The sequence below is a fragment of the Kushneria pakistanensis genome (assembly GCF_014652795.1).
Lineage (GTDB): Bacteria > Pseudomonadota > Gammaproteobacteria > Pseudomonadales > Halomonadaceae > Kushneria > Kushneria pakistanensis.
Genome location: NZ_BMZM01000001.1, coordinates 936622 through 959972, shown reverse-complemented (window position 1 = coordinate 959972; position 23351 = coordinate 936622). Strand labels below are relative to the sequence as shown.

Annotated in this window: 24 protein-coding genes; 2 read left to right on the top strand and 22 right to left on the bottom strand. The window is 57.4% G+C overall.

The features are described from left to right. Nucleotides 1–10: 10 nt before the first annotated feature. The 13 genes from IE123_RS04320 to IE123_RS04260 all read right to left on the bottom strand — a co-directional run bounded on the left by IE123_RS04320 (nucleotide 11) and on the right by IE123_RS04260 (nucleotide 10322). The gene (locus tag IE123_RS04320; RefSeq protein ID WP_189515922.1) at nucleotides 11–832 is read right to left on the bottom strand and encodes a TatD family hydrolase; all 822 of its coding nucleotides are present in this window, start codon (nucleotides 830–832) and stop codon (nucleotides 11–13) included. A 183-nt stretch (nucleotides 833–1015) separates the two neighbouring features. Continuing rightward, a complete protein-coding gene (locus IE123_RS04315) occupies nucleotides 1016–1312 on the bottom strand; it encodes a PilZ domain-containing protein (RefSeq protein ID WP_189515382.1) in 297 nt (98 codons plus the stop codon). A gap of 66 nt (nucleotides 1313–1378) precedes the next feature. Then, nucleotides 1379–2362 (bottom strand): DNA polymerase III subunit delta', encoded by a 984-nt coding sequence (locus tag IE123_RS04310; RefSeq protein WP_189515380.1) that lies wholly within the window; start codon nucleotides 2360–2362, stop codon nucleotides 1379–1381. Then, a complete protein-coding gene (tmk, locus tag IE123_RS04305; protein WP_189515378.1) occupies nucleotides 2353–2994 on the bottom strand; it encodes a dTMP kinase in 642 nt (213 codons plus the stop codon). The genes IE123_RS04310 and tmk overlap by 10 nt, the downstream gene beginning before the upstream one ends. Before the next feature lie 8 nt (nucleotides 2995–3002). Beyond that, a complete protein-coding gene (mltG, locus tag IE123_RS04300; protein ID WP_189515376.1) occupies nucleotides 3003–4004 on the bottom strand; it encodes an endolytic transglycosylase MltG in 1002 nt (333 codons plus the stop codon). Nucleotides 4005–4018: 14 nt separating this feature from the next. Beyond that, on the bottom strand, nucleotides 4019–4843 hold the full coding sequence (gene pabC / locus IE123_RS04295; protein ID WP_189515374.1) for an aminodeoxychorismate lyase: 825 nt from the start codon (nucleotides 4841–4843) through the stop codon (nucleotides 4019–4021). 26 nt (nucleotides 4844–4869) lie between these two features. Continuing rightward, the gene (gene fabF / locus IE123_RS04290) at nucleotides 4870–6108 is read right to left on the bottom strand and encodes a beta-ketoacyl-ACP synthase II (protein WP_189515371.1); all 1239 of its coding nucleotides are present in this window, start codon (nucleotides 6106–6108) and stop codon (nucleotides 4870–4872) included. A gap of 267 nt (nucleotides 6109–6375) precedes the next feature. Then, the gene (gene acpP, locus IE123_RS04285) at nucleotides 6376–6609 is read right to left on the bottom strand and encodes an acyl carrier protein (RefSeq protein WP_019951639.1); all 234 of its coding nucleotides are present in this window, start codon (nucleotides 6607–6609) and stop codon (nucleotides 6376–6378) included. A 93-nt stretch (nucleotides 6610–6702) separates the two neighbouring features. Beyond that, nucleotides 6703–7443, bottom strand: a complete 741-nt coding sequence (fabG, locus tag IE123_RS04280) for a 3-oxoacyl-ACP reductase FabG (RefSeq protein ID WP_189515370.1) — start codon at nucleotides 7441–7443, stop codon at nucleotides 6703–6705. 60 nt (nucleotides 7444–7503) lie between these two features. Next, nucleotides 7504–8460: an ACP S-malonyltransferase gene (gene fabD / locus IE123_RS04275; RefSeq protein ID WP_189515368.1), complete on the bottom strand. Its 957-nt coding sequence runs from the start codon at nucleotides 8458–8460 to the stop codon at nucleotides 7504–7506. A 99-nt stretch (nucleotides 8461–8559) separates the two neighbouring features. After that, complete coding sequence (gene plsX / locus IE123_RS04270) at nucleotides 8560–9582, bottom strand: phosphate acyltransferase PlsX (RefSeq protein WP_229819585.1); 1023 nt, start codon at nucleotides 9580–9582, stop codon at nucleotides 8560–8562. Continuing rightward, on the bottom strand, nucleotides 9583–9759 hold the full coding sequence (gene rpmF / locus IE123_RS04265) for a 50S ribosomal protein L32 (protein ID WP_189515367.1): 177 nt from the start codon (nucleotides 9757–9759) through the stop codon (nucleotides 9583–9585). Nucleotides 9760–9797: 38 nt separating this feature from the next. Next, nucleotides 9798–10322 carry a YceD family protein gene (locus IE123_RS04260; RefSeq protein ID WP_189515366.1) on the bottom strand — a complete coding sequence of 175 codons (525 nt, stop codon included), beginning with the start codon at nucleotides 10320–10322 and terminating at the stop codon, nucleotides 9798–9800. A 138-nt stretch (nucleotides 10323–10460) separates the two neighbouring features. On the opposite strand from IE123_RS04260, the gene IE123_RS04255 reads away from it, so the two are divergent. After that, on the top strand, nucleotides 10461–11045 hold the full coding sequence (locus IE123_RS04255) for a Maf family protein (RefSeq protein ID WP_189515365.1): 585 nt from the start codon (nucleotides 10461–10463) through the stop codon (nucleotides 11043–11045). A gap of 52 nt (nucleotides 11046–11097) precedes the next feature. Here IE123_RS04255 and sppA read toward each other — a convergent pair whose 3' ends face one another. Genes sppA through IE123_RS04240 form a run of 3 tightly spaced genes read right to left on the bottom strand, consistent with a single transcriptional unit; the run spans nucleotide 11098 to nucleotide 13790 of the window. Then, nucleotides 11098–12108: a signal peptide peptidase SppA gene (sppA, locus tag IE123_RS04250; RefSeq protein ID WP_189515364.1), complete on the bottom strand. Its 1011-nt coding sequence runs from the start codon at nucleotides 12106–12108 to the stop codon at nucleotides 11098–11100. After that, complete coding sequence (locus IE123_RS04245; protein ID WP_189515363.1) at nucleotides 12101–12793, bottom strand: HAD family hydrolase; 693 nt, start codon at nucleotides 12791–12793, stop codon at nucleotides 12101–12103. The genes sppA and IE123_RS04245 overlap by 8 nt, the downstream gene beginning before the upstream one ends. 58 nt (nucleotides 12794–12851) lie before the next feature. Then, nucleotides 12852–13790: an RluA family pseudouridine synthase gene (locus tag IE123_RS04240; protein WP_189515362.1), complete on the bottom strand. Its 939-nt coding sequence runs from the start codon at nucleotides 13788–13790 to the stop codon at nucleotides 12852–12854. A gap of 569 nt (nucleotides 13791–14359) precedes the next feature. Here IE123_RS04240 and rne point away from each other — a divergent pair. Next, the gene (gene rne, locus IE123_RS04235) at nucleotides 14360–17899 is read left to right on the top strand and encodes a ribonuclease E (protein ID WP_189515360.1); all 3540 of its coding nucleotides are present in this window, start codon (nucleotides 14360–14362) and stop codon (nucleotides 17897–17899) included. A gap of 106 nt (nucleotides 17900–18005) precedes the next feature. On the opposite strand, the gene murB is transcribed toward rne, so the two are convergent. Genes murB through msbA form a run of 6 tightly spaced genes read right to left on the bottom strand, consistent with a single transcriptional unit; the run spans nucleotide 18006 to nucleotide 23302 of the window. Then, entirely contained in the window at nucleotides 18006–19007 is a 1002-nt protein-coding gene (gene murB / locus IE123_RS04230) for a UDP-N-acetylmuramate dehydrogenase (protein ID WP_229819584.1), read from the bottom strand. 2 nt (nucleotides 19008–19009) lie between these two features. Then, nucleotides 19010–19489 (bottom strand): low molecular weight protein-tyrosine-phosphatase, encoded by a 480-nt coding sequence (locus tag IE123_RS04225; RefSeq protein WP_308430185.1) that lies wholly within the window; start codon nucleotides 19487–19489, stop codon nucleotides 19010–19012. After that, nucleotides 19486–20274, bottom strand: a complete 789-nt coding sequence (kdsB, locus tag IE123_RS04220) for a 3-deoxy-manno-octulosonate cytidylyltransferase (protein WP_189515356.1) — start codon at nucleotides 20272–20274, stop codon at nucleotides 19486–19488. The genes IE123_RS04225 and kdsB overlap by 4 nt, the downstream gene beginning before the upstream one ends. Further along, a complete protein-coding gene (locus IE123_RS04215) occupies nucleotides 20271–20480 on the bottom strand; it encodes a Trm112 family protein (RefSeq protein WP_189515354.1) in 210 nt (69 codons plus the stop codon). Before IE123_RS04215 ends, kdsB begins: the two co-directional genes overlap by 4 nt. Nucleotides 20481–20494: 14 nt before the next feature. Then, nucleotides 20495–21478, bottom strand: coding sequence for a tetraacyldisaccharide 4'-kinase (gene lpxK, locus IE123_RS04210; protein WP_189515352.1), 984 nt, complete (start codon nucleotides 21476–21478; stop codon nucleotides 20495–20497). 24 nt (nucleotides 21479–21502) lie between these two features. Next, nucleotides 21503–23302 carry a lipid A export permease/ATP-binding protein MsbA gene (gene msbA, locus IE123_RS04205; RefSeq protein ID WP_189515350.1) on the bottom strand — a complete coding sequence of 600 codons (1800 nt, stop codon included), beginning with the start codon at nucleotides 23300–23302 and terminating at the stop codon, nucleotides 21503–21505. Between the last annotated feature and the right edge of the window lie 49 nt (nucleotides 23303–23351).

The window sequence follows — 23351 nt, the reverse complement described above, 5'->3', positions numbered from 1 at the left end:
GGCAGGCTCCTCAGGTATTCACAAGGTGGGCAGCGGCGGCGTGTGCAGGTGCGGTCCGGCGAAACAGACGATGAAAGTTGGCCGTGGTCTGCATGGCTACTTCATCAAGACTGATATTGCGTTCGCAGGCAATGACACGCGCCACCTCAAGCACACGCGCCGGCTCATTCGGACGCCCCCTATACGGCACCGGCGACAGCCACGGGCTGTCGGTTTCCAGCAGCAGCCGATCAAGCGGTAGTGCTCGCGCCAGTGCACGTACGTTCTCGGCACTGGCAAAGGTGACAATACCGGACAGGGAAATCATGAAACCATGCGCTACGGCCCGGCGCGCCATATCCAGGTCCTCGGTAAAACAGTGCAGCACACCGCCCACCGCCGGATCAAGATGGCGCTCGATCATGTCCATGGTTTCGTCACGCGCGGCACGCGTATGAACGCTGACCGGCAGCTCGGCATCACGGGCGGCGCGTAGATGATGTTCAAAGCGGGTTAGCTGAACCTCTCTGGGGACACGCAGTGCACCCTGCTCGTCTGCCTGAAAATCCAGACCAATCTCACCGATGACGACCGGCTCAAATCGATCGATACAATCCTTGATCTCTTCAAGTGTGGGTTCGCGCTCAAGGATCTGCATCGGATGCACACCGACGCCATAAAAGACATCATCGTGACGACGTGCGAGTTCCACCAGCGCTGGCATGCCTTCCAGATTGGTAGCTACTGCGAGGAATCCGCGCACGCCTGCATCGCGCGCGCGCGCCAGCACGTCGTCCACATGACCGCTTTGTGCATCAAGACGATCAAGATGGCAGTGAGAATCGATCAGCACCGAAGGCCATGACAATTGTTCGGTTAACTGGCTCATTGGACCTACCCGGTTGAAAATATACAGAGCGGGTATTATCGCAGATCACCGACTTTCAGGGGGATCAAAGATGGGGTATTAATGTTAACCAACATGAAGATAACGGTATAAAAATATTCAGGTCATGCGCTGGTGAGCTGATGGTCATCAGGCCAGTAGCGTCTCAATATGCTCACGCAGCGCATGCTCTTCAGCGTCAAGATGGACACCCACACCACCCTCACGCTGCCCGAGCCCGCCTGACGGTGACAACCAGACCACCAGGCCCGACGCCGGGCGCGGCGCCTGTTCATATGGCAATGTCAGCAGCAGATAGACCCGCTGCCCCAGGCGATGGCGCATGGGAGTTGGAACAAACAGGCCACCACGCTCAAACAGCGGCATCCACGCTGCTCTGAGCGCATCAGTATCGGTGAAGGTAAAGGATAATGCCCGGGCACTCATGGGAGCCTCCTGCAGGAAAATATCCCTTCTCTTATCGGCCGCCCACGACAGAAGTTGCGCTCAATATCATGACCGCAGCAATGCGGACCATCGAATCAGCCAGGATTCGATGACCAGCTGGGCATTGGGATTGCCTCCGGCAGCCAGTAGCCGTCGCTGCTCGTGGGCATAGTCCAGAAGTCGAAACCAGTCGCGCACGCGTCCGTTCTTGATGGCCTGTCGATATAGCGGCAAAAGATCACGATTGCGGACACTACTCATGTCACCGGAGACTCCCAGTCGAATCAGGTCCTCCAGCCATAGCACGCCATGCCACAAAATATCGGACAACGCCTGCTTGTCCAGACGCCCGGCTTCTGCCACCGGATCGCCACCGCGCACCAGTGACTCGAAAAGTTCGCGCAACTCCTGACGCAGCTGTCGTGCCTCGGGCATGGCCAGATCGCGCGCCAGCAGAGGACGACCGCCAGCAACCAGCCACCAGAATTCGGCCTGCTCCTGATCATCGAGTTCCTGTGCCAGCCAGGCCAGGGTCTCCTCGCGTGCAGGCATGGGATGTGCCCACTGCTGACAGCGGCTGCGAATGGTGGGCAGCGTGCGGGAGGGAATATCGCTTTGCAGGATAAACAGCGTGTCGTTTCCCGGCTCTTCGAGGCTTTTCAGCAGCGCATTGGAAGCGGCGACGGTCATGGCCTCGGCCGGCGCCAGATGGATGATGCGATAGCCACCCTGCTGCGCCGTCTGGGAGGCAAAGGCATTGATATCGCGGATGGCATCGATCCGAATCTGCTTGCCACGTTCGGCAGGCAGGATTTCCAAAAGATCGGGATGATAGCCTGAGATCAGCATCTGGCAGGCGTGGCATTGACCACAGGCCGTATTGGAAGGCGCCTGACACAGCTGGCGTGCAATCAATGCCTGCGCCAGCCGCTCCTTGCCCAGCCCCGAAGGCCCGGTCAGCATGAGCGCATGAGGCAGACGCGACTCATCTGCCAGTGCAATCAGACGCTGCCAGATCGAGGCTTGCCAGGGCCAGGGTGTTAGTTCCATGAAGTAAGCTGTTGTTCCAGTAATACGGCGATGTCGCGCTGCACCTGCTCAAGCGGCTGCGCCGCATCGACGGGAACAATGCGCTCGGGAGCCTGCTCGGCACGGGCACGATATCCCAGGCGCACCCGTTCGAAGAAATCGTTGCGCTCACGTTCAAAACGGTCGCGCTCTTTGCCGCGCGTTGCCAGACGCTCTGCGGCATGGACCACCGGCATATCCAGCCAGAGCGTCAAATCCGGCGTCAGGCCCTGCTGAACAAACTGTTCGAGCATGGCAATACGCTCGGGAGCAATCCCCCGTGCGCTGCCCTGATAGGCAAAGGTGGCATCGGTAAAGCGATCACTGATGACCCACTCTCCTCGAGCAAGCGCAGGCCGAATGACCTGCGCCAGATGCTGCGCGCGGGCTGCGAATACCAGCAGCAACTCTGCCAGATCATCCAGCGGCTCCTGTTCGTCACCGGCAAGCAACAGCGCACGAATGCGTTCTGCCATGGGCGTGCCGCCAGGTTCCCGCGTTGTGACAACGCTGATGCCCCGGGATTGAAGATAGTCACGGACAAAGGAAAGGTTGGTGCTCTTGCCGGCACCCTCTCCTCCCTCCAGCGTAATAAAGCGGCCTGACTGGGTCATGACGACTCTCAACGATTAAGGATATAGCGACGTACCGCCGCATTATGTTCTTCAAGGGTTGCGGAGAACTGATGTTCCCCATTCCCCTTGGAAACAAAATAGAGCTCATTGCCTTCGGCAGGGTCGACCGCCGCTTCGAGTGAGGCACGTCCAGGCATCGCGATGGGCGTGGGCGGCAACCCATGGATCACATACGTATTCCATCGAGTGGATCTTGTCAGGTCCGCACGTGTTAATGAGCCGTTATAGGCCTGCCCTAGCCCATAAATCACGGTAGGGTCTGTCTGAAGGCGCATGCCCTTTTCAAGACGACGAACGAACACGCCCGCAATCCGGGTACGTTCGGCAGGCGCACCGGTTTCCTTCTCGATCAGTGACGCCAAGATCAGCGCCTCGTAGGGGCTATCAATGGGGAGGTCAGGCTGGCGCTCGGCCCAGATCTCATCGAGTGTACCGGTCATCCTGTCATGGGCACGCCTGAGCAGCTCAAGATCCGTGGTCCCCTTGTGCCACTGATAGGTATCCGGGAAAAACCAGCCTTCGGGAAACTCACCTTTCTGCCCGAGTGCAGCCATGATTTCTTCATCGCTCATGTCCCGGGTGTCATGCACCAGCGGCTCGGCCTGATTCAGAATCTGGCGCATCTGGGTAAAGGTGCGGCCTTCGGGGATAGTCAGTCGGTGTCGAACGACATCGTTACTGGAAAGCTTGCCCAGTAGCGCATGTGCGTTCATGTCCGGAAGAATCTCGAATTCGCCGGCACGCAGTGCTCTTAAACGAGCCGGATCAATGATTCCCAGCAACTGATACGGCCAGCGCTCATCGATGATGCCCTGATCATGAAGTTCATCGATGATCTGCCTGGCGCCCATACCAGAGCGCACTTCATAGACGGCAGGTGATTGCAGTGCAATCGGGCTGTCGAGCTTGTGCTGCCACCAGAGCCAGCCGCCCCCAATGGCGATCGCCATGATGACCAGTGCCAGAAGCACACCCTTTAACCATCGCATATGTGAGACTCTGATCAGGAAGTTGAGAGAACAGGAGGATGACCCAGCAGGGTGTGTGCTTCACGCTGAAGACAGCGCACCGCTTCATCAATTCGCCACTGTCCGGGCGTATCATGACCGTCTGCATCGTGACACATCACGATCGGCCATAGCCCCTGTACCGAATTGAAAAGACAGGCGCTCTGTGAATTCAGCAGTCGGGAAAGCGGCGCATGATCTGCAACGGACAAATGTCCCCTTTCGATCAATGCACGACGCAACGTACCTTCCACGCCACATTCGGTCAGCGCAGGCGTCCACCATCGGCCCTGATCATGCCAGGCCAGATTCATCGCCGTCGCCTCGATGAGTTGATCCCGGTCGTTGAGCAAAATGCCTTCGGCAATGGTGTCGTCCTGCCACTCCTGACGCGCCAGCACATTTTCCAGCCGATTAAGATGCTTGATACCGGCCAGTACGGGCTGGCAAGCCAGCCGCAGACGGCAAAGCCGTACGGTGATGCCTTGTACCCAGCGCTCGGGCATGGGCGTAAAAGGGATAAACTGCCAGTAGCAGCGAGGCTCGGCCGGCAGTGGTGGACGATAACCGCGTCCACCACTGCCCCGTGTGAGCGTGATCTTGAGCACATGCTCACCTGCCGGGGCCTTTCCGGGCAGGGCATCGAGCCACGCCCGCGAAGGGGCCTCAAAACCCAGCCGTTGCGCACCCTGCGATAAACGCTCACAGTGCTCATCCCAAAGCCGGGCGACGCCATCCCTTAACAGTACGGTTTCAAAAAGACCGTCACCGTAGGCCAGCCCACGGTCCGTTAAAGCAATCGTCGGATCGCTTTCAACCATGCCCGTCACGTTGACATCATCTGCCATCAGATCCGAGAGAACACCAGCGAGCCGTTGGTGCCGCCAAAGCCGAATGAGTTCGACAGCGCATGATCGATCTTCATGTCACGTGCAGTATGCGGCACGTAATCCAGTCGGCACTGCTCATCAGGGTTGTCAAGATTGATGGTTGGCGGTGCGACCTGGTCGCGCAGGGCCAGAATGGAGAAGGCTGCCTCGACAGCGCCGGCTGCCCCCAGCAGATGCCCGATCATGGATTTGGTCGAGCTGATGGCCACATCACGCGCTGAAGCGCCGAGTACCTTCTCGATGGCCAGGCTTTCGGCAACATCACCTACCAGCGTGGACGTACCATGGGCATTGATGTAGTCAATGCTGGAAGGATCAAGACCCGCATCGCGAATGGCATTGCTCATGGCCAGGGCCGCACCGGCGCCATCACTGGGAGGTGCCGTCATGTGCCAGGCATCGTCGCTCATACCAAACCCTGCACACTCTGCAAGGATGTCGGCGCCGCGTGCCCTGGCATGCTCATACTCTTCCAGTACCAGAATGCCGGCGCCATCAGAGAGCACAAAACCATCGCGATCACGGTCCCAGGGACGACTGGCAGCCTGCGGATCATCGTTGCGGGTCGAGAGCGCCCGCGCTGCAGAAAAGCCCCCTACGCCCAACGGCGTACTGGCCATCTCGGCACCACCGCAGACCATGACATCTGCATCGCCATAAGCAATCGTTCGCGCGCCATAGCCAATATTGTGCGTACCGGAAGTACAGGCCGTTGTAATGGCGATATTGGGCCCACGAAAACCGAACTGGATCGCCAGATTCCCGGCAATCATGTTGATGATCGAACCGGGGACAAAGAAGGGAGAAATGCGGCGTGCGCCCGACTTCAGCAGCGACTGATGATTGGTTTCGATCATCGGTAATCCACCGATACCTGAACCAATGGCAACGCCAATGCGATGTGCATTTTCCTCGTTACAGGTAATCCCCGAATTCTGGACAGCCTGTACGGAAGCCGCGATGCCATACTGGATGAAAAGATCCATCTTCTTGGCATCCTTGGGATTGAACCAGGGGGCCGGATCAAATCCCTTTACAGCGCCGCTGAAACGGGTATTCAGACCGCTGGCATCAAAATGCTCGATTGATCCGATACCGCTTTTGCCCGCCTTGATACTGTTCCAGGTGGCATCAGTGGTGTTGCCTACGGGTGTTACCAGACCGATGCCGGTCACCACGACCCTTCTGCGAGGCATCGTTTTTCCTCCAAAAAAGACAGATGAGTGCGCTCGAGAGTCTGAATTCCTGCTGGATACCCGACCGCCTGCTGCATGATATATCCTGGCCATTATACCGATTCTGCCTGTTCGGTCGCTGACTGATATACCTTTAATGATTCAGCCCAAAGGCATGGCGCGGCGTGCGCTGCCTATCGGTCAATTTTATTTAAAAATAAAGCCGCTCCCGAATGGGGCGGCTTTACAGGTCAATCCTGACCAGCAGGGTCGGATTGCGCCAAAAACTTACTGGTGGGCAACGATGTAGTCGATCGCTTCCTGCACGGTCGTGATCTTTTCAGCTTCTTCGTCGGGAATTTCAGTATCAAATTCCTCTTCGAGAGCCATTACCAGTTCCACGGTGTCGAGCGAGTCGGCGCCCAGATCTTCAGTGAAGGAGGAGCTGTTCTGAATCTCTTCTTCCTTGACGTTCAAACGTTCGGCAACAACTTTTTTAACGCGCTCTTCGATGGTACTCATTTATCATCACTCCTGGTTTACGAGTCGCCAGATCAAAACTGGCGGTAGTTTATAGACCGTCTTTCCCGGACGCAACAGCGTCCTTTGCCGGCGCTAGCGCATGTTCATACCGCCATTGACATGCAGCGTTTCACCGGTGATATAACCGGCGACATCACTGGTCAGAAAACATGCCGCCGCTGCAATTTCCTCGGGTTGCCCCAGACGCGACAGCGGAATCTGACTCAGCAATGATTCCTTGTGTTTCTCTGGCAGCTCACTGGTCATGTCAGTGGCGATAAACCCCGGTGCGACCGAGTTGACAGTCACGTTGCGCGAGGCCAGCTCACGTGCCAGTGAGCGAGTAAACCCTTCCATGCCGGCCTTTGCCGCAGCATAGTTACTCTGTCCGGCATTGCCCAGTGTTGCGACGACCGAGCTGATATTGACGATGCGACCAAAGCGCGCACGCGTCATGGCCTTCAGGCACGCCTTTGAGACGCGGTAGACCGAGGTAAGGTTGGTATCCAGGACCTCGTCCCACTCGTTATCCTTCATGCGCATCAACAGGTTATCACGAGTGATACCAGCATTGTTGACCAGAATCAGGGGCGCACCAAAGCGTTCGGTAATCTCGCCGAGCACCTGCTCTATGGCAGCGCTGTCGGTCACGTTGAGCACCATGCCCGTACCCGCAATCGAATGCGCGGCAAGATCATCCCCGATGCGGCGCGCACCTTCTTCGCTGGTGGCCGTACCGATGACCGTGTGACCCTGTCGACCCAGCTCACGAGCAATGGCCTGACCAATGCCGCGTGTTGCACCGGTAACCAGTGCCACTCTTGCTTCACTCATGCTTACTGTCCTTTTGGGCTTGATGTCTTGTGCTGCCAGTTCATGGCGCATTAAAGGCCATTACTGACCGGCAGGGGTCTCTTTGGCCAGCTCAATGGCAGCTGCCAGCGATTCAGGGTCATTAACGGCCAGTCCACGACTCTGACGTGCAATACGCTTGCCCAGCCCGGTTAATACCTTGCCCGGGCCGCACTCGATAAATACGCTGGCACCTTCTTCACACAGCGCCTCTACACAGCGTGTCCAGAGCACGGGACGATACAGCTGCTGGACCAGGCATGCCCGGATGGTATCAAGATCTTCATGGCAGGCGGCATCCACATTCTGGATAACACGGTAGCGCGGCTGGCGCAGATCAATGTCCGCCATTGCCTGCTCGAGACGCTCGGCAGCGGGCTTCATCAGTGCACAATGCGAGGGTACCGATACCGGCAGCGGCATGGCACGACGCGCACCACGCTCCTGACACAACACGATGGCACGATCAACGGCTGCCTTTTCACCGGCAATGACGACCTGCCCGGGAGAGTTGTAATTGACAGCAGAGACAACGCTGCCCTGAGCCGCCTGTTCACAGGCAGCCTCCACAACATCATCATCAAGTCCCAGTATGGCGGCCATGCCGCCCTGACCTGCCGGCACGGCATCCTGCATGGCCTCGCCTCGCAGACGAACCAGACGCACCCCATCAGCAAAGCTCATCGCACCGGCACATACCAGTGCACTGTATTCGCCCAGACTATGCCCGGCCATGGCCGCCGGACGCGGCCCTTCAAGCTCCTGCCATACGCGCCAGATGGCTACGCTGGCGGTCAACAGGGCCGGCTGTGTGCAGGCAGTGGCGTTGAGCGCTGATTCGGGACCTTCCTGTGTCACATGCCAGAGATCATATCCCAGGGCATCGGAAGCTTCCTCGAAGGTCGTTCTCACCACGCTATAGCGTTCGGCGAGCTCTCGCAGCATGCCCAGCTGCTGAGAACCCTGACCGGGAAAGACCAGGGCGAGGGCATTGCTCATCTGAATCACCTGTACTAACTCATTGAAGATTGAATAAGCGAAGCATCATAAAAAAACATGGTGCAGGGTTGCTACAGGCTTCGCCATACGAAAACGACCTTATGACATCAACCGGCCCGGCAAATTCAGCGCGGCTTCATCCACGGCACGGCGCACAGCATAGGCGAACCCGTCGGCGCGCGCACTGCCATGGCTTTTGACAACCGTTGCCCTGAGCCCCAGGAAACTGGCGCCATTATATCGCACAGGATTGAGCTCCTGCAGAAAACGACGCAATACGGGGGTTGCCAGCCACCCTACCACTTGAGCATACCAGCCGGTCTGAAACTCGCCGCGAAGACGCTCCCCCAGCATTCGTGCCAGCCCTTCACTGCTTTTGAGCGCAACGTTGCCGACCATGCCGTCACAGACAGCGACATCCGTATTGCCGGTAAAAAGAGCGTCTCCTTCCAGATAGCCTACATATTCAAAACGCGAATGCTCAGCAGCACGCAGCAGTGCATCAGCGTCACGTACGCGCCGCTCTCCCTTGCTGCTCTCGACACCTACATTCAAAAGCGCCACCCGCGGCCGCGGAACATTATCCAAAAGCCTGACCATGGCAGCCCCCATGACGGCAAAATCCACGAGATGCTCTGCCCTGGCATCCACGTTGGCACCAAGATCAAGCATATAGCAGGGCCTGTGAGACACGGTCGGGATGGCAGCACTGATGGCAGGCCGTGCGACATTGACCAGCATACCGATATCGCGCCGCGCCAGCGCCATGATGGCCCCGGTATGGCCTGCGCTCACACATGCCTGTGCTTCACCATTTCGCAGGGCGAGCAGACTTGCATGAAGACTATTGGGACGAGCATCGCGCAGAATTCGAGACGGTGTCATGTCAACGGGAAGGCTATCACCGGCTTCAACGAAATCGATGCGATCGCAAACATGAGCAAGGTGGGCTGGCAGGCGGGAGAGTTCGACATCAAGCAGATGACACCTGCCATAAAGCGTGGCGCTTGCATTCGGTCGTTCTGCCAATGCAAGGGCTGCTCCGGAGACAGTAGCGCGGGGACCGTGGTCCCCGCCCATGGCGTCGATGGCGATACGCAAGGGCGTCATCGCCAGAATCATTTATTCTTCGACGTCAATGACCTTGCGGCCACGATAGTATCCGTCCGGTGCAACATGGTGACGGAGATGGGTAGTACCGGTCTCCTTGTCCTGGGAGAGCGTCGGAGCAGTCAGCGCATCATGTGCACGACGCATACCGCGCTTGGAACGAGACTTGCGATTCTGTTGGACAGCCATGGGGTTGTCTCCGGTTGTAACGTAACGTCAGAAATGACTCAGTGATCCTTCATGGAACGAAGCACACTGAACGGGTTATCGGCTCGCGCCGGCGTTTGCTCGGCTTCGTCACCGCTTTGCAGCGAATCGCGAGAAACGGCGCAATCCGCTTCATCGTGATAGACCACCTGCGGAAGCGTCAGAAGCAGTTCGTCCTCGACAACCGGCAGCAGAGCCAGATGTTCGTCTTCCACAAGCACCGGCTCATAACGTGCCGGCAGCGTCGCTGCACGCTCATCGCTGGTCACCATGCCAAGCAGGAAAGTGCTTTCGAGATGAACCGGCATGGCCTGCAGACAGCGCTGACAGGGCATTTCGACATCGGCAACGAGTGAACCTTCAATGTAGTGCTGGCGTTGAGCATCAAGATCAAACGTCATGACAACATGACATTCAACTTCCTGCCGACCGATGGCATCGACGATACGGGGCATGGCAGAGAGAAGAATTCTCCCTTCCAGACGTTCGCCGCTGGCAGCAAGCCGATAGGGCTCGACTGTTTTAGGTAGTCGCGTGGTTGACATAGGCGCGCAATAATAGGGATTGTCCGTGAAAGTGTCAAAAGAGTTGTTGCAAATGATGTGTTTGAAGCTGCAGGGACTGTTTTAAAATAACGAATACCCTTTCCCGCCCTTTTCGTGGGCCCCGCTTCAGGAGACATGATGTCCATGCTTGTTCTGGCCTCCGGCTCCAGTTCGCGCCGCGAACTGCTGGAACGTCTTGGCCTGCCGTTCCAGCACTGCTCTCCCGATATCGACGAAAGGCCTCAAGAGGGTGAAACGCCATACAGGCTGGCCGAGCGGCTGTCGCGTGAAAAGGCACAAGCACTGGCTGAGCGCTATCCGCACCATCTGATTATAGGCAGCGATCAGGTGGCCAGTATCGATAATGCCCTGCTGGGCAAGCCGGGCAGTATCGACCGAGCCCGCCATCAGCTTGAACAGTTTTCCGGACGACGCGTCAGCTTTTTAACGGGGGTCACACTACTGGATACGCGTCGTCATCGCCTTGCCACCCATGTTGATCTCACAAGCGTTGATATCAGAGCGCTAAGTCGTGAGGAGATCGAGGGCTATATCATGAAGGAACCGGCAATTCACAACGCCGGTGGCTTTTATATGGAGAAACTGGGTACGGCACTTTTTGACGGCATCGATACCACTGACCCCAGTGCCCTGATCGGCCTGCCACTGATTGCTCTTTGTCGTTTACTGCGCGAGGCAGGCGTCAATCCGTTACTTGATTAATAACGCTTTCAAGAGCAAAACACTGCCGGGCCGATACATCGGCCCGGCATATTTAACGCAGACGAACAGGCGAGCCCTCGGCCTGAAGATCAATACCAAGGTATTGCGCAGCAACCCGGCCAAAGTGGCGTGATATCTGCTCAAGCGGATCGCCGCTCTGGGTATAGTCCGTTGTCTCGGCACTACCGGTCATTTCACGCGCGATGTCATCGACGCTCTTGAGCCCATCTATCAGCCCCTTGTCGACGGCTTCTTCACCGGTCCATACCAGCCCCGAAAACAGCTCGGGATCATCCGACAGACGATCCCCCCGACCGTTTTTGACGGCATTGATGAACTGATCGTGCGTCTGATCCAGTACGTGCTGCCAGAAGCGGCGCTGCGTATCATTGACAGGCTGAAAGGGATCAAGCATGTCCTTGTTCTCGCCTGCCGTAAACACACGCCGTTCAACACCCAGCTTCTCCATCGCGCCCTCGAGCCCGAACCCGGAGTAGATCACACCGATGGAGCCGATGAGACTTGCCGGTGCCGCATAAATATCATCTGCTGCCGATGCGATATAGTAGGCTCCACTGGCCCCGATATCTTCAATGACAGCAATGATGGGCTTATCACCGGTACTGCGCAGACGACGAATTTCGTCATAGATACGCTGTGACTGCACTGGAGAGCCACCGGGACTATTGATCTGCAGCACCACTGCCGTGCTGGAACCCTGCCACGCATTATTCAGGCCACGAATGACCCTTTCGGCACTGGCAGGAGATCGGCTGTCGATCGCGCCATCGATCTTGACGACCCCGACTCGATTACTGACCAGTGACTCACGATCGCCCGTCACCATGAAGGCCACGGCTGCTGCCACCACGATCCAGAAAATCCAGAACAGCAGCCGAAAAAAGATCTTCCAGCGGCGAGAGCGGCGTTGCTCGCGCACCATTTCGAGCAGCCAGCGCTCCATCACTGCCTCACGATGCACACTCTCGCGACCATGGCTCTCGGCCGTTGCGCCTTCGTCGACCATGTCATGCTCTGTCCATCGATCCCTTTGATCACTCATGCATTTCTACCCTTGTACGCTGGCAGGCTGTCGTGTCCAGCCAGGACATCAGTTCCCGAAAATCCGTCGCCACGTATACGGGCGAAAAGTCACCCAGTTGCCTTGCATCATGAACGCCCCACGTCACGGCCACGCGGTCCATGCCCAGGGCCTGCGCCATCCCCATGTCATGAACACTGTCACCCACCATCACGGCCTCATTCAGTGGCACATCAAGCGTCTCAAGCAACTCGGCCAGCATGCGCGGATCAGGCTTTGAGCGCGTCATGTCTGCCGTGCGGCTGTCATCAAACCAGTGGCCGCAGCAGCGTTCGGCAAAGATGCGATCAAGCCCGCGCCGACTCTTGCCCGTGGCAACGGCAAGCTTGACACCCGGTGCGGCCTTCAATCGGGCGACACCCTCTTCCACCCCAGCAAAAAATGGCAGCGCAGGTCCCTCTCGCTCAGCCGTCATAAAGTGATGAACATAACGCTGTCGGAGATGCTCGGCCTGTTCGGTATCAATTCCCGGACACAACCGGGCAATGGCTTCAGGCAGGCCAAGACCGATAATATCGCGCACGGCTTCGCGGCTCAGCGCAGGCCAGCCGACATCGATACCAGCACGCTGCATACAGTCCACGATTCGATCAGCCGAATCCATGAGCGTGCCATCCCAGTCAAAGATGATCAGACGATAACGCATCACTGTTGTATCCTTCTTGTTACCCTCGGAAGAAAACCCGCCGTGTTGCAGACATCCTTTAACGCAGGCGTGTCAGTACATCCTCTAAATCATCGCTCAATGGCGCCTGTATCTGGATACGCTGACGTGAGGCAGGATCGGTAAATCCCAGCATGCGCGCATGCAGAAAAAGGCGGGATAACCCAGAGCGTTTGGCCAGACGCTCGCCAGCGACACTGCCATATTTGGTATCCCCCAATAGAGGATGCCCCATATGTTCAGCATGCACCCTGATCTGATGCGTACGCCCTGTCACTGGCTCTGCTTCCAGCAGTGACGCCCCCTTCAACGATTCAAGCAGGTTAAAGCGCGTTCTGGATGCCTTTCCGGCAGCATCCACACGCACACGGCGCTCGCCGTTGGCCAGTTCAAAACGCAGCAGCGGCGCATCGACTCCATCCTGCCTGGCGGGCCATTCTCCCGCTACCAGTGCCAGGTAGTGTTTTTGCATCCGATGTTCGCGCAACTCATCGCTGAGGAAGTTGAGCGCATCACGTGATTTCGCGACCAGCAGACACCCTGATGTATCACGATCGATTCGATGCACCAGCTCCAGATAAGGCAGATCATCGCGCACCTGACGCAGGGCTTCGATCAGCCCGATCTTGACCCCACTGCCGCCATGCACGGCCAGACCGGAAGGCTTGTTGAATACCATCCAGTCCGGCGTCTCCTTTAAAAGACTGCGCTCGATGACCTGGCGCAGATTATCGCTGACCTCCTGCACCGCTTCCTGAGGTGTCAGCCGCAGCGGCGGTACACGCACACGGTCTCCCTTGATCAGACGACGACTTGCCTTGCCCCGTCCGCCGTTGATACGCACTTCACCGCGCCGAATGATTCGATAGACCAGGGTACGAGGCGCGCCCTTTAGATGGGCAATCAGAAAATTGTCCAACCGCTGTCCATCATGATGCTCGTCGATTTCAAGCCACTGAACGCCACGCCCCTCACCCATGTCTGCTTCCTTGTTTACCTGCTGCAAAGGCCGGCATTGTAGCGAAATAACGCCGTGATGACCCCGATTGTGGGCTCCAGGGTTTGCTGTTATATTCCGGGTGCTTCCTTAAGGTTCGAAGGACCTGATAGCGCCTGCACCAGATGACACGCAGGCCGAAGCAACGGAACAGTCGTCGGGTGGTATAAACCCGGCACCTGGCAGTATTGAAGTACCCGGATTTTGCATCACGGGATAAACCATTTCCGTACCGAAAGCCGGTGCTGTTGAATCGATGGCCACCAGGTGTGACCGCCCCACTGGAAGACCGGTTAAGCAACCATGCTGCCGCGACATGTCTTCAGGCGGTCACGTACTCAACATGATCATGAAGAAGCCTTTCCCGAGCACGTCTGTATGGCGCTTGAGGAATTGATACATACTTGTAGACATGCGCTGAGCACAAACACTCTGGCCCGCGATTCGGCTGTACCGATGCCCGGCGCTACAGGCACCCACTTCAACTGCAGAGTTTGATGACGCCTGTAGTACGGCATCTGTCTGGCGGTACGCTCAGTCAGTGAGACAACATGAAACGCATGCTTATCAACGCGACACAGCCTGAAGAGCTGAGAGTCGCGCTGGTCGATGGCCAAAGACTCTATGATCTCGACATCGAATCCGGTGCCCGGGAGCAAAAAAAGGCCAACATTTACCGCGGACGCATCACGCGCGTCGAACCCAGCCTTGAAGCCGCTTTCGTTGATTTCGGTGCTGATCGCCATGGCTTTTTGCCGCTCAAGGAGATCTCGCGCGAATACTTCTCAAAGGAGCCTTCCGGTAACGGCCGCCCCAACATTCGGGAAGTGATCAAGGAAGGCCAGGAAGTCATCGTCCAGGTCGACAAGGAAGAGCGCGGCAACAAGGGCGCTGCCCTGACCACCTTTATCAGTCTGGCCGGTCGCTTCCTGGTATTGATGCCCAACAACCCCCGGGCCGGCGGTATTTCACGCCGCATCGAAGGCGATGAGCGTACCGAGCTGAAAGAGGCCATGAGCCAGCTCAACATGCCCGAAAAAATGGGCGTGATTGTGCGTACGGCAGGGATCGGTCGTTCCAGTGAAGAGCTGCAGTGGGATCTGGACTATCTGGTACAGGTATGGGAAACCATTACCGAAGAAGCCGGCAAGCGCTCGGCCCCCTTCCTGATCTACCGGGAATCCAACGTCATTATTCGCGCCATGCGCGACTACCTGCGTCAGGACATTGGCGAGGTACTGATTGACCATACCGATGTGCATGAAGAAGCCATCAACTTCGTCAAGCAGGTCATGCCGTCATACCAGCAGAAGATCAAGCTGTATAACGATGACGTTCCCCTCTTCTCCCGCTTTCAGATTGAATCCCAGATCGAGACAGCCTACGAGCGCGAAGTAAAACTGCCCTCAGGCGGCTCGGTAGTGATCGACCATACCGAAGCCCTGGTCTCCATCGACATCAACTCCTCACGCGCCACCAAGGGCGGCGACATCGAGGAGACGGCACTTCAGACCAACCTTGAAGCCGCCGATGAAATTGCTCGTCAACTTCGTCTGCGCGACATCGGCGGTCTGGTCGTCATCGATTTCATCGACATGACCCCTTCGCGCAACCAGCGTGAAGTTGAAAATCGTGTCCGTGATGCACTGAAGCTTGATCGCGCGCGCGTCCAGATCGGACGAATCTCGCGTTTTGGTCTCATGGAAATGTCACGCCAGCGTCTGCGTCCCTCGCTGGGCGAAACCAGCGGCGTGGTGTGCCCGCGCTGTAATGGCCAGGGCACCATTCGCGATGTGCGTTCACTGTCGCTGTCCATCATGCGCCTGATCGAAGAAGAAGCGATGAAGGATCGCAGCTCACAGATTCGTGCCATGCTGCCGGTGCCAGTGGCTACCTATCTGCTCAATGAAAAGCGCAACGTGCTTGCCGACATCGAACGTCGCCAGGGCGTACGCGTCATGCTGCTGCCACAACCCGAGCTTGAAACGCCACACTATGACGTTCAGCGCTACCGTGATGATCAGGTCGATCCTGAAGAAGCAGCCCGCTCAAGCTTCGAGCTGTCAGACGACTTCGAGGCACCGGAAGACGAAAGCGAAACCTATCGCAAGCCTGTCAAGCGCACCGAAGCTGCCGTACGCTCCGTGGCGCATCGCACACCGGCGCCCGAACCTGTTGCACCTCAGGTTAATGAAGAGCCTTCAGGCTTTTTGAGCCGTCTCATGAAAGGCTTCAATCGCCTGATGGGCAGCGAAGAAAGCAGCAGCAAGCAGGAAACTGCCAGCGCTCAGCCGAAAAAGGAAAACACTCGGCCGGCCGTGGAAGAAGAAAAACAGCAGCCTTCCGCGCAGGAAAGCACAGCGCGCGAGGAACAGAAATCTTCATCGAGCAACGGTGAACAGCGCAACAACCGTCGTGACAACGCCAGACGCGATGACAGCGCGGGTGGCAAAAACGGTCGCAATGACAAGCGCCTGTCCTCCGACAAGAGCCGTGACGACAAGGGACGTCGTGAACGACCCTCGCGTGACTCTGACAAGAGTGACAAGAACGACAATGCTACGGGTCGCAACGATAAGCGTCAGCAAAACAACGCCGCCGACAAGGGCGACAACACCAGCGCCGATCGTAACGACAAGCGCCAGCAAAATGGCGCATCGTCAAAGAGTGATAACAGCGACAAGCGCCAACAGGCCGCGCCTGCTGGCAAGAGCAGTGAAAGGACGCGTGATGAGGGTGAGCGCAAAAAGCCTTCTGCTGATGCCCCTGCCAAAGCGGAAAGTGCCAAAAGCGAACATGCGCAATCCTCACCCGCGCAGGATGGCAATGATGGCCAGCCACAGCGTACCCGCAATAACCCCCGCCAGCGCAGCCGCAAGCAGGCCTTGAGCCCTGAGGCGGTCGCTGAACAGGAGCGGTTACAGGCTGAAGCCCACCAGTCCAGGGGTACTGCCGACACTGATACCGCTAAAAAAGGCGATGGCAGCAAGACAGAATCCCCGACATCGGCTTCCAGCAATACTGCCGACAGCACTTCAGAAACATTGGCATCTACGCATTCCGAGGCATCCTCGGTTGACAGCGAGAAGGCCTCAGCTTCTGAAGAAAAAGCACCTGCAACCTCGGGCAATGGCCGCAAATCAGTCAGCGCCACCTTTGGGCGTGAGTCGCAGCCTTCTGAAGCCGTTGCGGGTCAACAAAGTGAAAAAACCGACGGCGCCAACGAGACAGCAAAACCTGCCGCTGTGTCACCGGAGAGTTCCGACAAGCGCCAGGAAAAGCCCTCATCGCAGAAGGCATCTCAGAAAAGCGCAGCTACTACCGATGACAAGGTAGCCGGCGCAGAAGTGCCCAATGCCGCCAGCGGTAAGGCTACTGTAGCCGGGGGTGATACCGGCAGCGAAGGCGGCAAGCGCTCGGTGACTGACACCAGCGTGGCTTCTGGTTCCGTGGAAACGCCCCAAAAGTCTGATACCGCTACCAATGACAGCAATGAGCGTGCAGTTGCCGATAGTGCTTCCAGCCAGAAGCAAGAAGGCGCCGACGCAGAAAAGAAGACGTCCGCTGCCGCCATGGCCAGTGAAGCCGCTCCTCGTGAGCAGCCCCAACTGATCTCTCAGGAAGCCGAAAAACCTGTAACAGACAGGGCCTCCAGGGAAGCGCCGGCACGCGACATTAACAAGCAAAGCGTTACCGCGCGCGAGAAAGGCACAGATAAGGCCGCCTCGAAAGCCTCGGCTTCGCCCGAAGCCAGTCAGGCATCGGAGCAGACAGCGCCCGCTGCTACTGCAAACGCCGCTGACAAACCGGCAGGTACCGATGCCGGAAAGCCGGTCAGTGAAGTCGCGCCGAAGCCGGCCAGTCACAAGACCGCGCCTGCTGTTAGCACCAGCGACAAATCAGTCACTACTGCTGAAAAAAGCGCTGGCCAGGTGACAACCGCCGAAAGTGCTTCGACCAAAGACGCCAGCACTTCAGAGAATGCACCAGTATCTCAGCAGCGTCAGCGTCGCCGCGCGCACAACGACCCACGTGAGCGCCGTCGTCAACAGCAGCGCGAGCAGCGAGAAAACCAGTCCTCTGGTGAGTAATCAAGGCTGCATTAAAAAGGCCCACTCCTCTGGAGTGGGCCTTTTCATTTGTCGCCTGTCATTTGCCTTTATGAACGACCCGGGAATTGCTCAATACCGGCGCCGACTACGCTCCGATGACGCCAGGCTCCATCTCAAGCGTAACGCCAAAACGTGCCTCCACGGAGTGTTGAATACGTCCGGCCATGTCCAGCAGGTCATGCACACTGCCTTCACCATGGTGCACCAGCACCAGTGCCTGCTGCTGGTGTACCCCTACGCTCTTGTGGCAATAGCCCTTCCAGCCACACTGATCAATCAGCCAACCAGCCGCCAGCTTGATTCCCTGACCGGTCTGCCAGAATGGCATGTCAGGCCATCGTGCTATCAGGCTTGTGGCCTGATCAGAGGACACCACAGGATTTTTGAAAAAACTGCCGGCATTGCCCAACAGGCGTGGGTCAGGCAGTTTTTCCTGGCGAATGGCGGCCACGGCAGTCGCAACATCACTCGGCCCGGGGTTTTCCGGCAGACGCCGGGCAAGATCGCCATAGCCAACGCGCGGCTTTACTTCCAGACCAAGTCTTAGCACGACCCTGACCACGATGACCTGTCCGGCCATGGCTGTCTTGAAGATGCTGTGTCGATAGCCAAAGTCACACTGTGCCCGATCCAGTATTTCATAACGGCCATCTGCAAGGTGCATGACATGCACACTATCGATCACATCCGCCATTTCAACGCCGTAGGCACCAATATTCTGGATGGGAGCAGCACCTGTCGAGCCTGGAATGAGCGCCAGGTTTTCGATGCCCCACCAGCCGGCGGCGGTTGTCTTTTCCACCAGCGCATGCCAGTTCACACCGGCTTCTACATGCCAGAGAGCCTCATGGACATTGACGGGCACCTGCCAGATACGCTGTCCCATATAGCGCACCACCAGCCCATCAATGCGGGGCTTCATGACAACATTGCTGCCGCCACCCAGCGGGATAATCCTGTCAAACTGCCGACGGCCTGTCACAAGAATACGGCGAAGGGAAAGCAGGGAATCAGCTTCCGCCAGCGCCTGTGCCCTCGCCTCAAACCCCAACGTGTTATATGACTTCAGAGAAACATCGTACTGCATCTTCAATCCGATGCTTCTCTGGCTTTCAGCTGATTGAGCAGTCCCTGACAACCGGCAACGATCTGATCGCCCATGCACTCGAAACCGTCGGTATTACCAAAGTACGGATCATCAATCTCCTTGCCGGTCCCTTGCGTTGCAAAATCCATCAACAGACCTACATGAGCGCGGCTTTCCCGGGGCGCAACTTTCTTCAGGGCCTCAAGGTTTTCGCGGTCCATGCACAGAACATAATCAAAGCGATCGAAGTCGTCCTGACGAATGACACGGCCACGCAAGCCGGTGATATCGATATCCCGATGCTGTGCTTCGCGGATGGCCCGAGGATCAGGAGGCTCTCCCACGTGATAGTCACCGACACCGCAGGAATCCGTCTCTATCCGGTTCTCGAGCCCCGACTGGTGTAGCATTTGACGGAAAACACCCTCCGCCATGGGCGAACGACAGATATTGCCCAGACAGACAAACAGGACTCGAATCAATCTGATCTCCTTGCCAGCAATTGGCGAACACGCTCCAGATCCTCGGGCGTATCGACACCGGCAGGATATTGCTCGGCGACGACAGCAACGGAAATGGCATAACCATGATAAAGCGCCCGCAGCTGCTCGAGCTGCTCAAGGGCCTCAATGGGGGCTATCGGCAGACTTTGATAATCGCGTAAAAAGGAAGTGCGATAAGCGTAGATACCAATATGTCGAAACCAGCCATTGTTCAGAACCTGATCGTCGTTCGATTGTTCGGAAACAGGTAGATCAAAGCGATCACGATCCCATGGGATGGGGGCCCGTGAAAAATAAAGGGCTCGTCCCTGCTGGCTGCACACCACCTTGACCACGCTGGCGCGCATCAGGGTAGCCTGATCGGCAATCGGCTCTGCAAGCGTTGCCATGGCGGCACTATCATCCCTGTGCAGCGAGTCGGCCACACGGTCGATCATGCTGCTGGGTAACAGTGGCTCATCGCCCTGCACATTGACGATACAGGCGTCATCTTCGAGCCCCAGCCGATCAACGACCTCTGTCAGACGTGAAGTACCGTTGACATGATCCTCTCGCGTCATGACAACCTCAGCTCCGAAACCCCGCGCGACAGAGGCAATCCGGGCATTGTCGGTGGCAATCAACACACGAGTCGCACTTGATGCCATGGCACGCTGCCATACGTGCTCGATCATGGGTTTGCCGGCAATATCCAGCAAGGGTTTGCCAGGCAGGCGCTGAGAGGCAAACCTGGCCGGAATGATAACGGTAAAGGCCTGACTCATGATGAAGCCGAGGCACCCTGCTGTTTACCCAGCGCCTCTTCCACGCTCAGGCGGCGGGCCCGGTTGACCAGCATGACGGGGATGCCATCCGTAATGGGATAGGCCAATCCGCTTTCACGACACAGCAGCTCGTTGGTGTCGCGATGGTACTCAAGCTTTCCACCACTTTCAGGGCACACCAGCATGGCAAGCAGTTCCTGATCCATTCTCTTCTCCTGCATCAGAGTTTTTCAAGACGCGCCGCCAGCCACTCGATCAGCGCTGGTTCGGGGCACGCTTCAATATCCAGTGACCAGCACCGTTCGTTGGCAAAGGGTCGACATTTCACGGCATCCTTGGCCGTCATGACGACCGGGCGATTGTCGGCAAAGCGCAGATCATGTGCCGAAAAACGATGATGGTCCGGTAGCGGATGCTGCTCAAAGTTCACACCCAGTGTCTCGAGTGTTTTAAAAAAACGTTGCGGATTACCAATACCGGCAATGGCATGGACCCGTCCATCAAAGGGCCGCGCCTCGATACTATAGCAAACGCCGTCATTGAGGTGACGCCAGGCGCTGGGTACCAACGACATGGAATACTGCGCAGCTGCATCAGGGGTCTGCAGATCACCATTGGAGATCACGGCATCCACCTCACCCAGTCGGGACAGCGGCTCCCGCAGCGGCCCTACCGGCAGACAGCGGCCATTCCCGAATCCGCGCATGCCGTCTACCACCACCAGCTCAATGTCACGCCCCAGCGCATGGTGCTGCAGGCCGTCATCCGACAGCAGGATATTACAGCCGGCGGCGATCAACTTGCGGGCAGCGCGCGGGCGATCCGGATCCACCACAACAGGCAGATGGGTCTGCTGTGCCAGCATGACAGGTTCATCCCCGGCATGCGCGACATCACTGCTTTCATCGACATAAAAGGGATAGCGCGGCGCATGTCCGCCATAGCCACGTGAAATAATGCCGGGCTGCCAGCCCTGATCCTGTAACCAGCGCCCAAGCCAGGCCGTCAGCGGCGACTTGCCGGTCCCCCCCACCGTAATATTACCGATAACAATGACCGGTACCGGCGATGCCCATATTTCACGCCGGCCACTCTGGTAGGCCTGGCGCCTGCGGGCAGTGACGTTTTTGTACAGCACTTCAAGCGGTGTCAAAAGTCCCGGCCAGCGGGCGCCGCTGTACCAGGCCCTCTCGAGGCCCTTCATGGGATCAATATCCTCAAGGGTCGCTTACACCGGTACATTGCTGCGCTCCTCGCTGAACTGAATGCGATGCAATGCTGCATAGGCACCATCCTTCGCCAGTAGCGTGGCGTGATCGCCCGACTCGATGATTTCACCGTTATCCATGACCAGGATGCGATCGGCCTGCTCGATGGTCGAAAGACGATGAGCAATCACAAAAGTCGTCCGCCCCTGACAGACCTTCTCGAGCGCCCGCTGAATGTAGCGCTCGGACTCGGTATCCAGGGCCGAAGTCGCCTCATCGAGCACCAGGATGGGGGCATCCTTGAAAATGGCACGCGCAATGGCGATGCGCTGGCGCTGTCCGCCGGAGAGCATGACACCATTGTCACCGACCAGCGTGTCATACCCATGGTGCAACCGCTCAATGAACTCATCGGCGTAGGCAGCCTGCGCCGCAGCCACTACGTCTTCACGCGTCGCGTTATCAATGCCGTAGGCAATATTCTCGGCAATGGTTGCGTTGAACAGTGTGACATTCTGGGTTACCAGCGCAATCTGACGGCGCAGGGCCTGCATCGAATAATCGCGAATATCCACGCCATCAATACAGATACGACCGCCTGTCGCATCATAAAAGCGTGGCAACATATTCATCATGGTGCTTTTACCGCTGCCTGAGCGCCCAACCAGTGCAATCATCTCACCGGCCTGAACTTCATGACTGATCCCCTTGAGCACGTCCGGCAGATCGCTGCCATAGCGAAAGCGAACGTCGTCAAAGCTGACCTGCCCCTGAACGCGTCCGGGGTCTCGCGTGCCGTTGTCTGGTTCGCGCGGCCGGTCCATCAGTTCGAAAAGTTCTTGCGCTGCAGCCAGCCCCTTTTGAATGACGCCGTTGATTTCCGTCAGCGACTTGATGGGCTTGATGATCATGCTGGCAGCAGTAATGAACCCGATAAACTGACCCGGGCTCATGTTGCCCAGAAGCTCCGGCGCCAGTGCCAGCCACACCAGCAGCGCCAGCGACACGGCTACCAGCGTCTGGATGACCGGGGCGCTGATGGCCTTGGTCAGGGCTTCCTTCAGGCTTTGATCGCGGTTGTATTGACTGGCTCGATTAAAGCGATCGTATTCATGCTGCTCGGCCCCGTGTGTGCGCACCACGCGGTAGCCCGTAATGGTCTCGGACGCCACATGGGTCACTTCGCCTACCGACTTCTGGATTCGCCGTGAAAGCTTGCGAAAGCGCTTGCTGCACCAGGCCACCACAAAGCCGATCAATGGTGTTACCGCAATGAAGATCAGCATCAGTTTCCAGTTGACCCAGAACAGATAGATCGTCAGACCCAGTACCAGCATGCCTTCCTGCAGCACGACATTGAGCGCCTTGGTGGCAGCGCCGGTGACCTGCTCCACGTGATAGGTCACGCGTGAAATCAGATGACCACCGCTGTTTTCATCGTAAAAGCGCCCCGGCAGATGCAGCATCTGGTCAAATACCGCCACACGCAGGCGATGGACCACATTGCGTGCCACGTACTCCATGCCATAAGAGCCCAGAAAGGTGCCAAAACCACGGGCCAAAAAGATGCCGATAATCATCAGCGGCAAGGCCTGGCGAAAATCGGCGTCGGGATTTTGTATACCGTCGGTCAGAAACTCCATGATGCGCGCCATGAGAGTACTGGACCCTGCATAGATGGCATTGCCGATCAGGGCGATCGCAAAAGCCTTCCAGAAAGGCTTTACATAGGTCAGCAGACGGGCGTACAGCGTCAGGCTGGCGTTTGACTTCACGGGCTCTCCTACCTGGCTGATGGCGATATCGGATAAATGCGTCATGGCGCTGACACTATTGAGCACAACGATTTTCCAATACCGATCATGATCG

Bases quoted from the DNA above. Each gene is read 5' to 3' on its own strand.
- IE123_RS04315 (WP_189515382.1), bottom strand. From the start codon at position 1,312: ATGAGTGCCCGGGCATTATCCTTTACCTTCACCGATACTGATGCGCTC.
- IE123_RS04310 (WP_189515380.1), bottom strand. From the start codon at position 2,362: ATGGAACTAACACCCTGGCCCTGGCAAGCCTCGATCTGGCAGCGTCTG.
- tmk (WP_189515378.1), bottom strand. From the start codon at position 2,994: ATGACCCAGTCAGGCCGCTTTATTACGCTGGAGGGAGGAGAGGGTGCC.
- mltG (WP_189515376.1), bottom strand. From the start codon at position 4,004: ATGCGATGGTTAAAGGGTGTGCTTCTGGCACTGGTCATCATGGCGATC.
- pabC (WP_189515374.1), bottom strand. From the start codon at position 4,843: ATGGTTGAAAGCGATCCGACGATTGCTTTAACGGACCGTGGGCTGGCC.
- fabF (WP_189515371.1), bottom strand. From the start codon at position 6,108: ATGCCTCGCAGAAGGGTCGTGGTGACCGGCATCGGTCTGGTAACACCC.
- acpP (WP_019951639.1), bottom strand. From the start codon at position 6,609: ATGAGTACCATCGAAGAGCGCGTTAAAAAAGTTGTTGCCGAACGTTTG.
- fabG (WP_189515370.1), bottom strand. From the start codon at position 7,443: ATGAGTGAAGCAAGAGTGGCACTGGTTACCGGTGCAACACGCGGCATT.
- fabD (WP_189515368.1), bottom strand. From the start codon at position 8,460: ATGAGCAATGCCCTCGCCCTGGTCTTTCCCGGTCAGGGTTCTCAGCAG.
- plsX (WP_229819585.1), bottom strand. From the start codon at position 9,582: ATGATTCTGGCGATGACGCCCTTGCGTATCGCCATCGACGCCATGGGC.
- rpmF (WP_189515367.1), bottom strand. From the start codon at position 9,759: ATGGCTGTCCAACAGAATCGCAAGTCTCGTTCCAAGCGCGGTATGCGT.
- IE123_RS04260 (WP_189515366.1), bottom strand. From the start codon at position 10,322: ATGTCAACCACGCGACTACCTAAAACAGTCGAGCCCTATCGGCTTGCT.
- IE123_RS04255 (WP_189515365.1), top strand. From the start codon at position 10,461: ATGTCCATGCTTGTTCTGGCCTCCGGCTCCAGTTCGCGCCGCGAACTG.
- sppA (WP_189515364.1), bottom strand. From the start codon at position 12,108: ATGAGTGATCAAAGGGATCGATGGACAGAGCATGACATGGTCGACGAA.
- IE123_RS04245 (WP_189515363.1), bottom strand. From the start codon at position 12,793: ATGCGTTATCGTCTGATCATCTTTGACTGGGATGGCACGCTCATGGAT.
- IE123_RS04240 (WP_189515362.1), bottom strand. From the start codon at position 13,790: ATGGGTGAGGGGCGTGGCGTTCAGTGGCTTGAAATCGACGAGCATCAT.
- rne (WP_189515360.1), top strand. From the start codon at position 14,360: ATGAAACGCATGCTTATCAACGCGACACAGCCTGAAGAGCTGAGAGTC.
- murB (WP_229819584.1), bottom strand. From the start codon at position 19,007: ATGCAGTACGATGTTTCTCTGAAGTCATATAACACGTTGGGGTTTGAG.
- kdsB (WP_189515356.1), bottom strand. From the start codon at position 20,274: ATGAGTCAGGCCTTTACCGTTATCATTCCGGCCAGGTTTGCCTCTCAG.
- IE123_RS04215 (WP_189515354.1), bottom strand. From the start codon at position 20,480: ATGGATCAGGAACTGCTTGCCATGCTGGTGTGCCCTGAAAGTGGTGGA.
- lpxK (WP_189515352.1), bottom strand. From the start codon at position 21,478: ATGAAGGGCCTCGAGAGGGCCTGGTACAGCGGCGCCCGCTGGCCGGGA.
- msbA (WP_189515350.1), bottom strand. From the start codon at position 23,302: ATGACGCATTTATCCGATATCGCCATCAGCCAGGTAGGAGAGCCCGTG.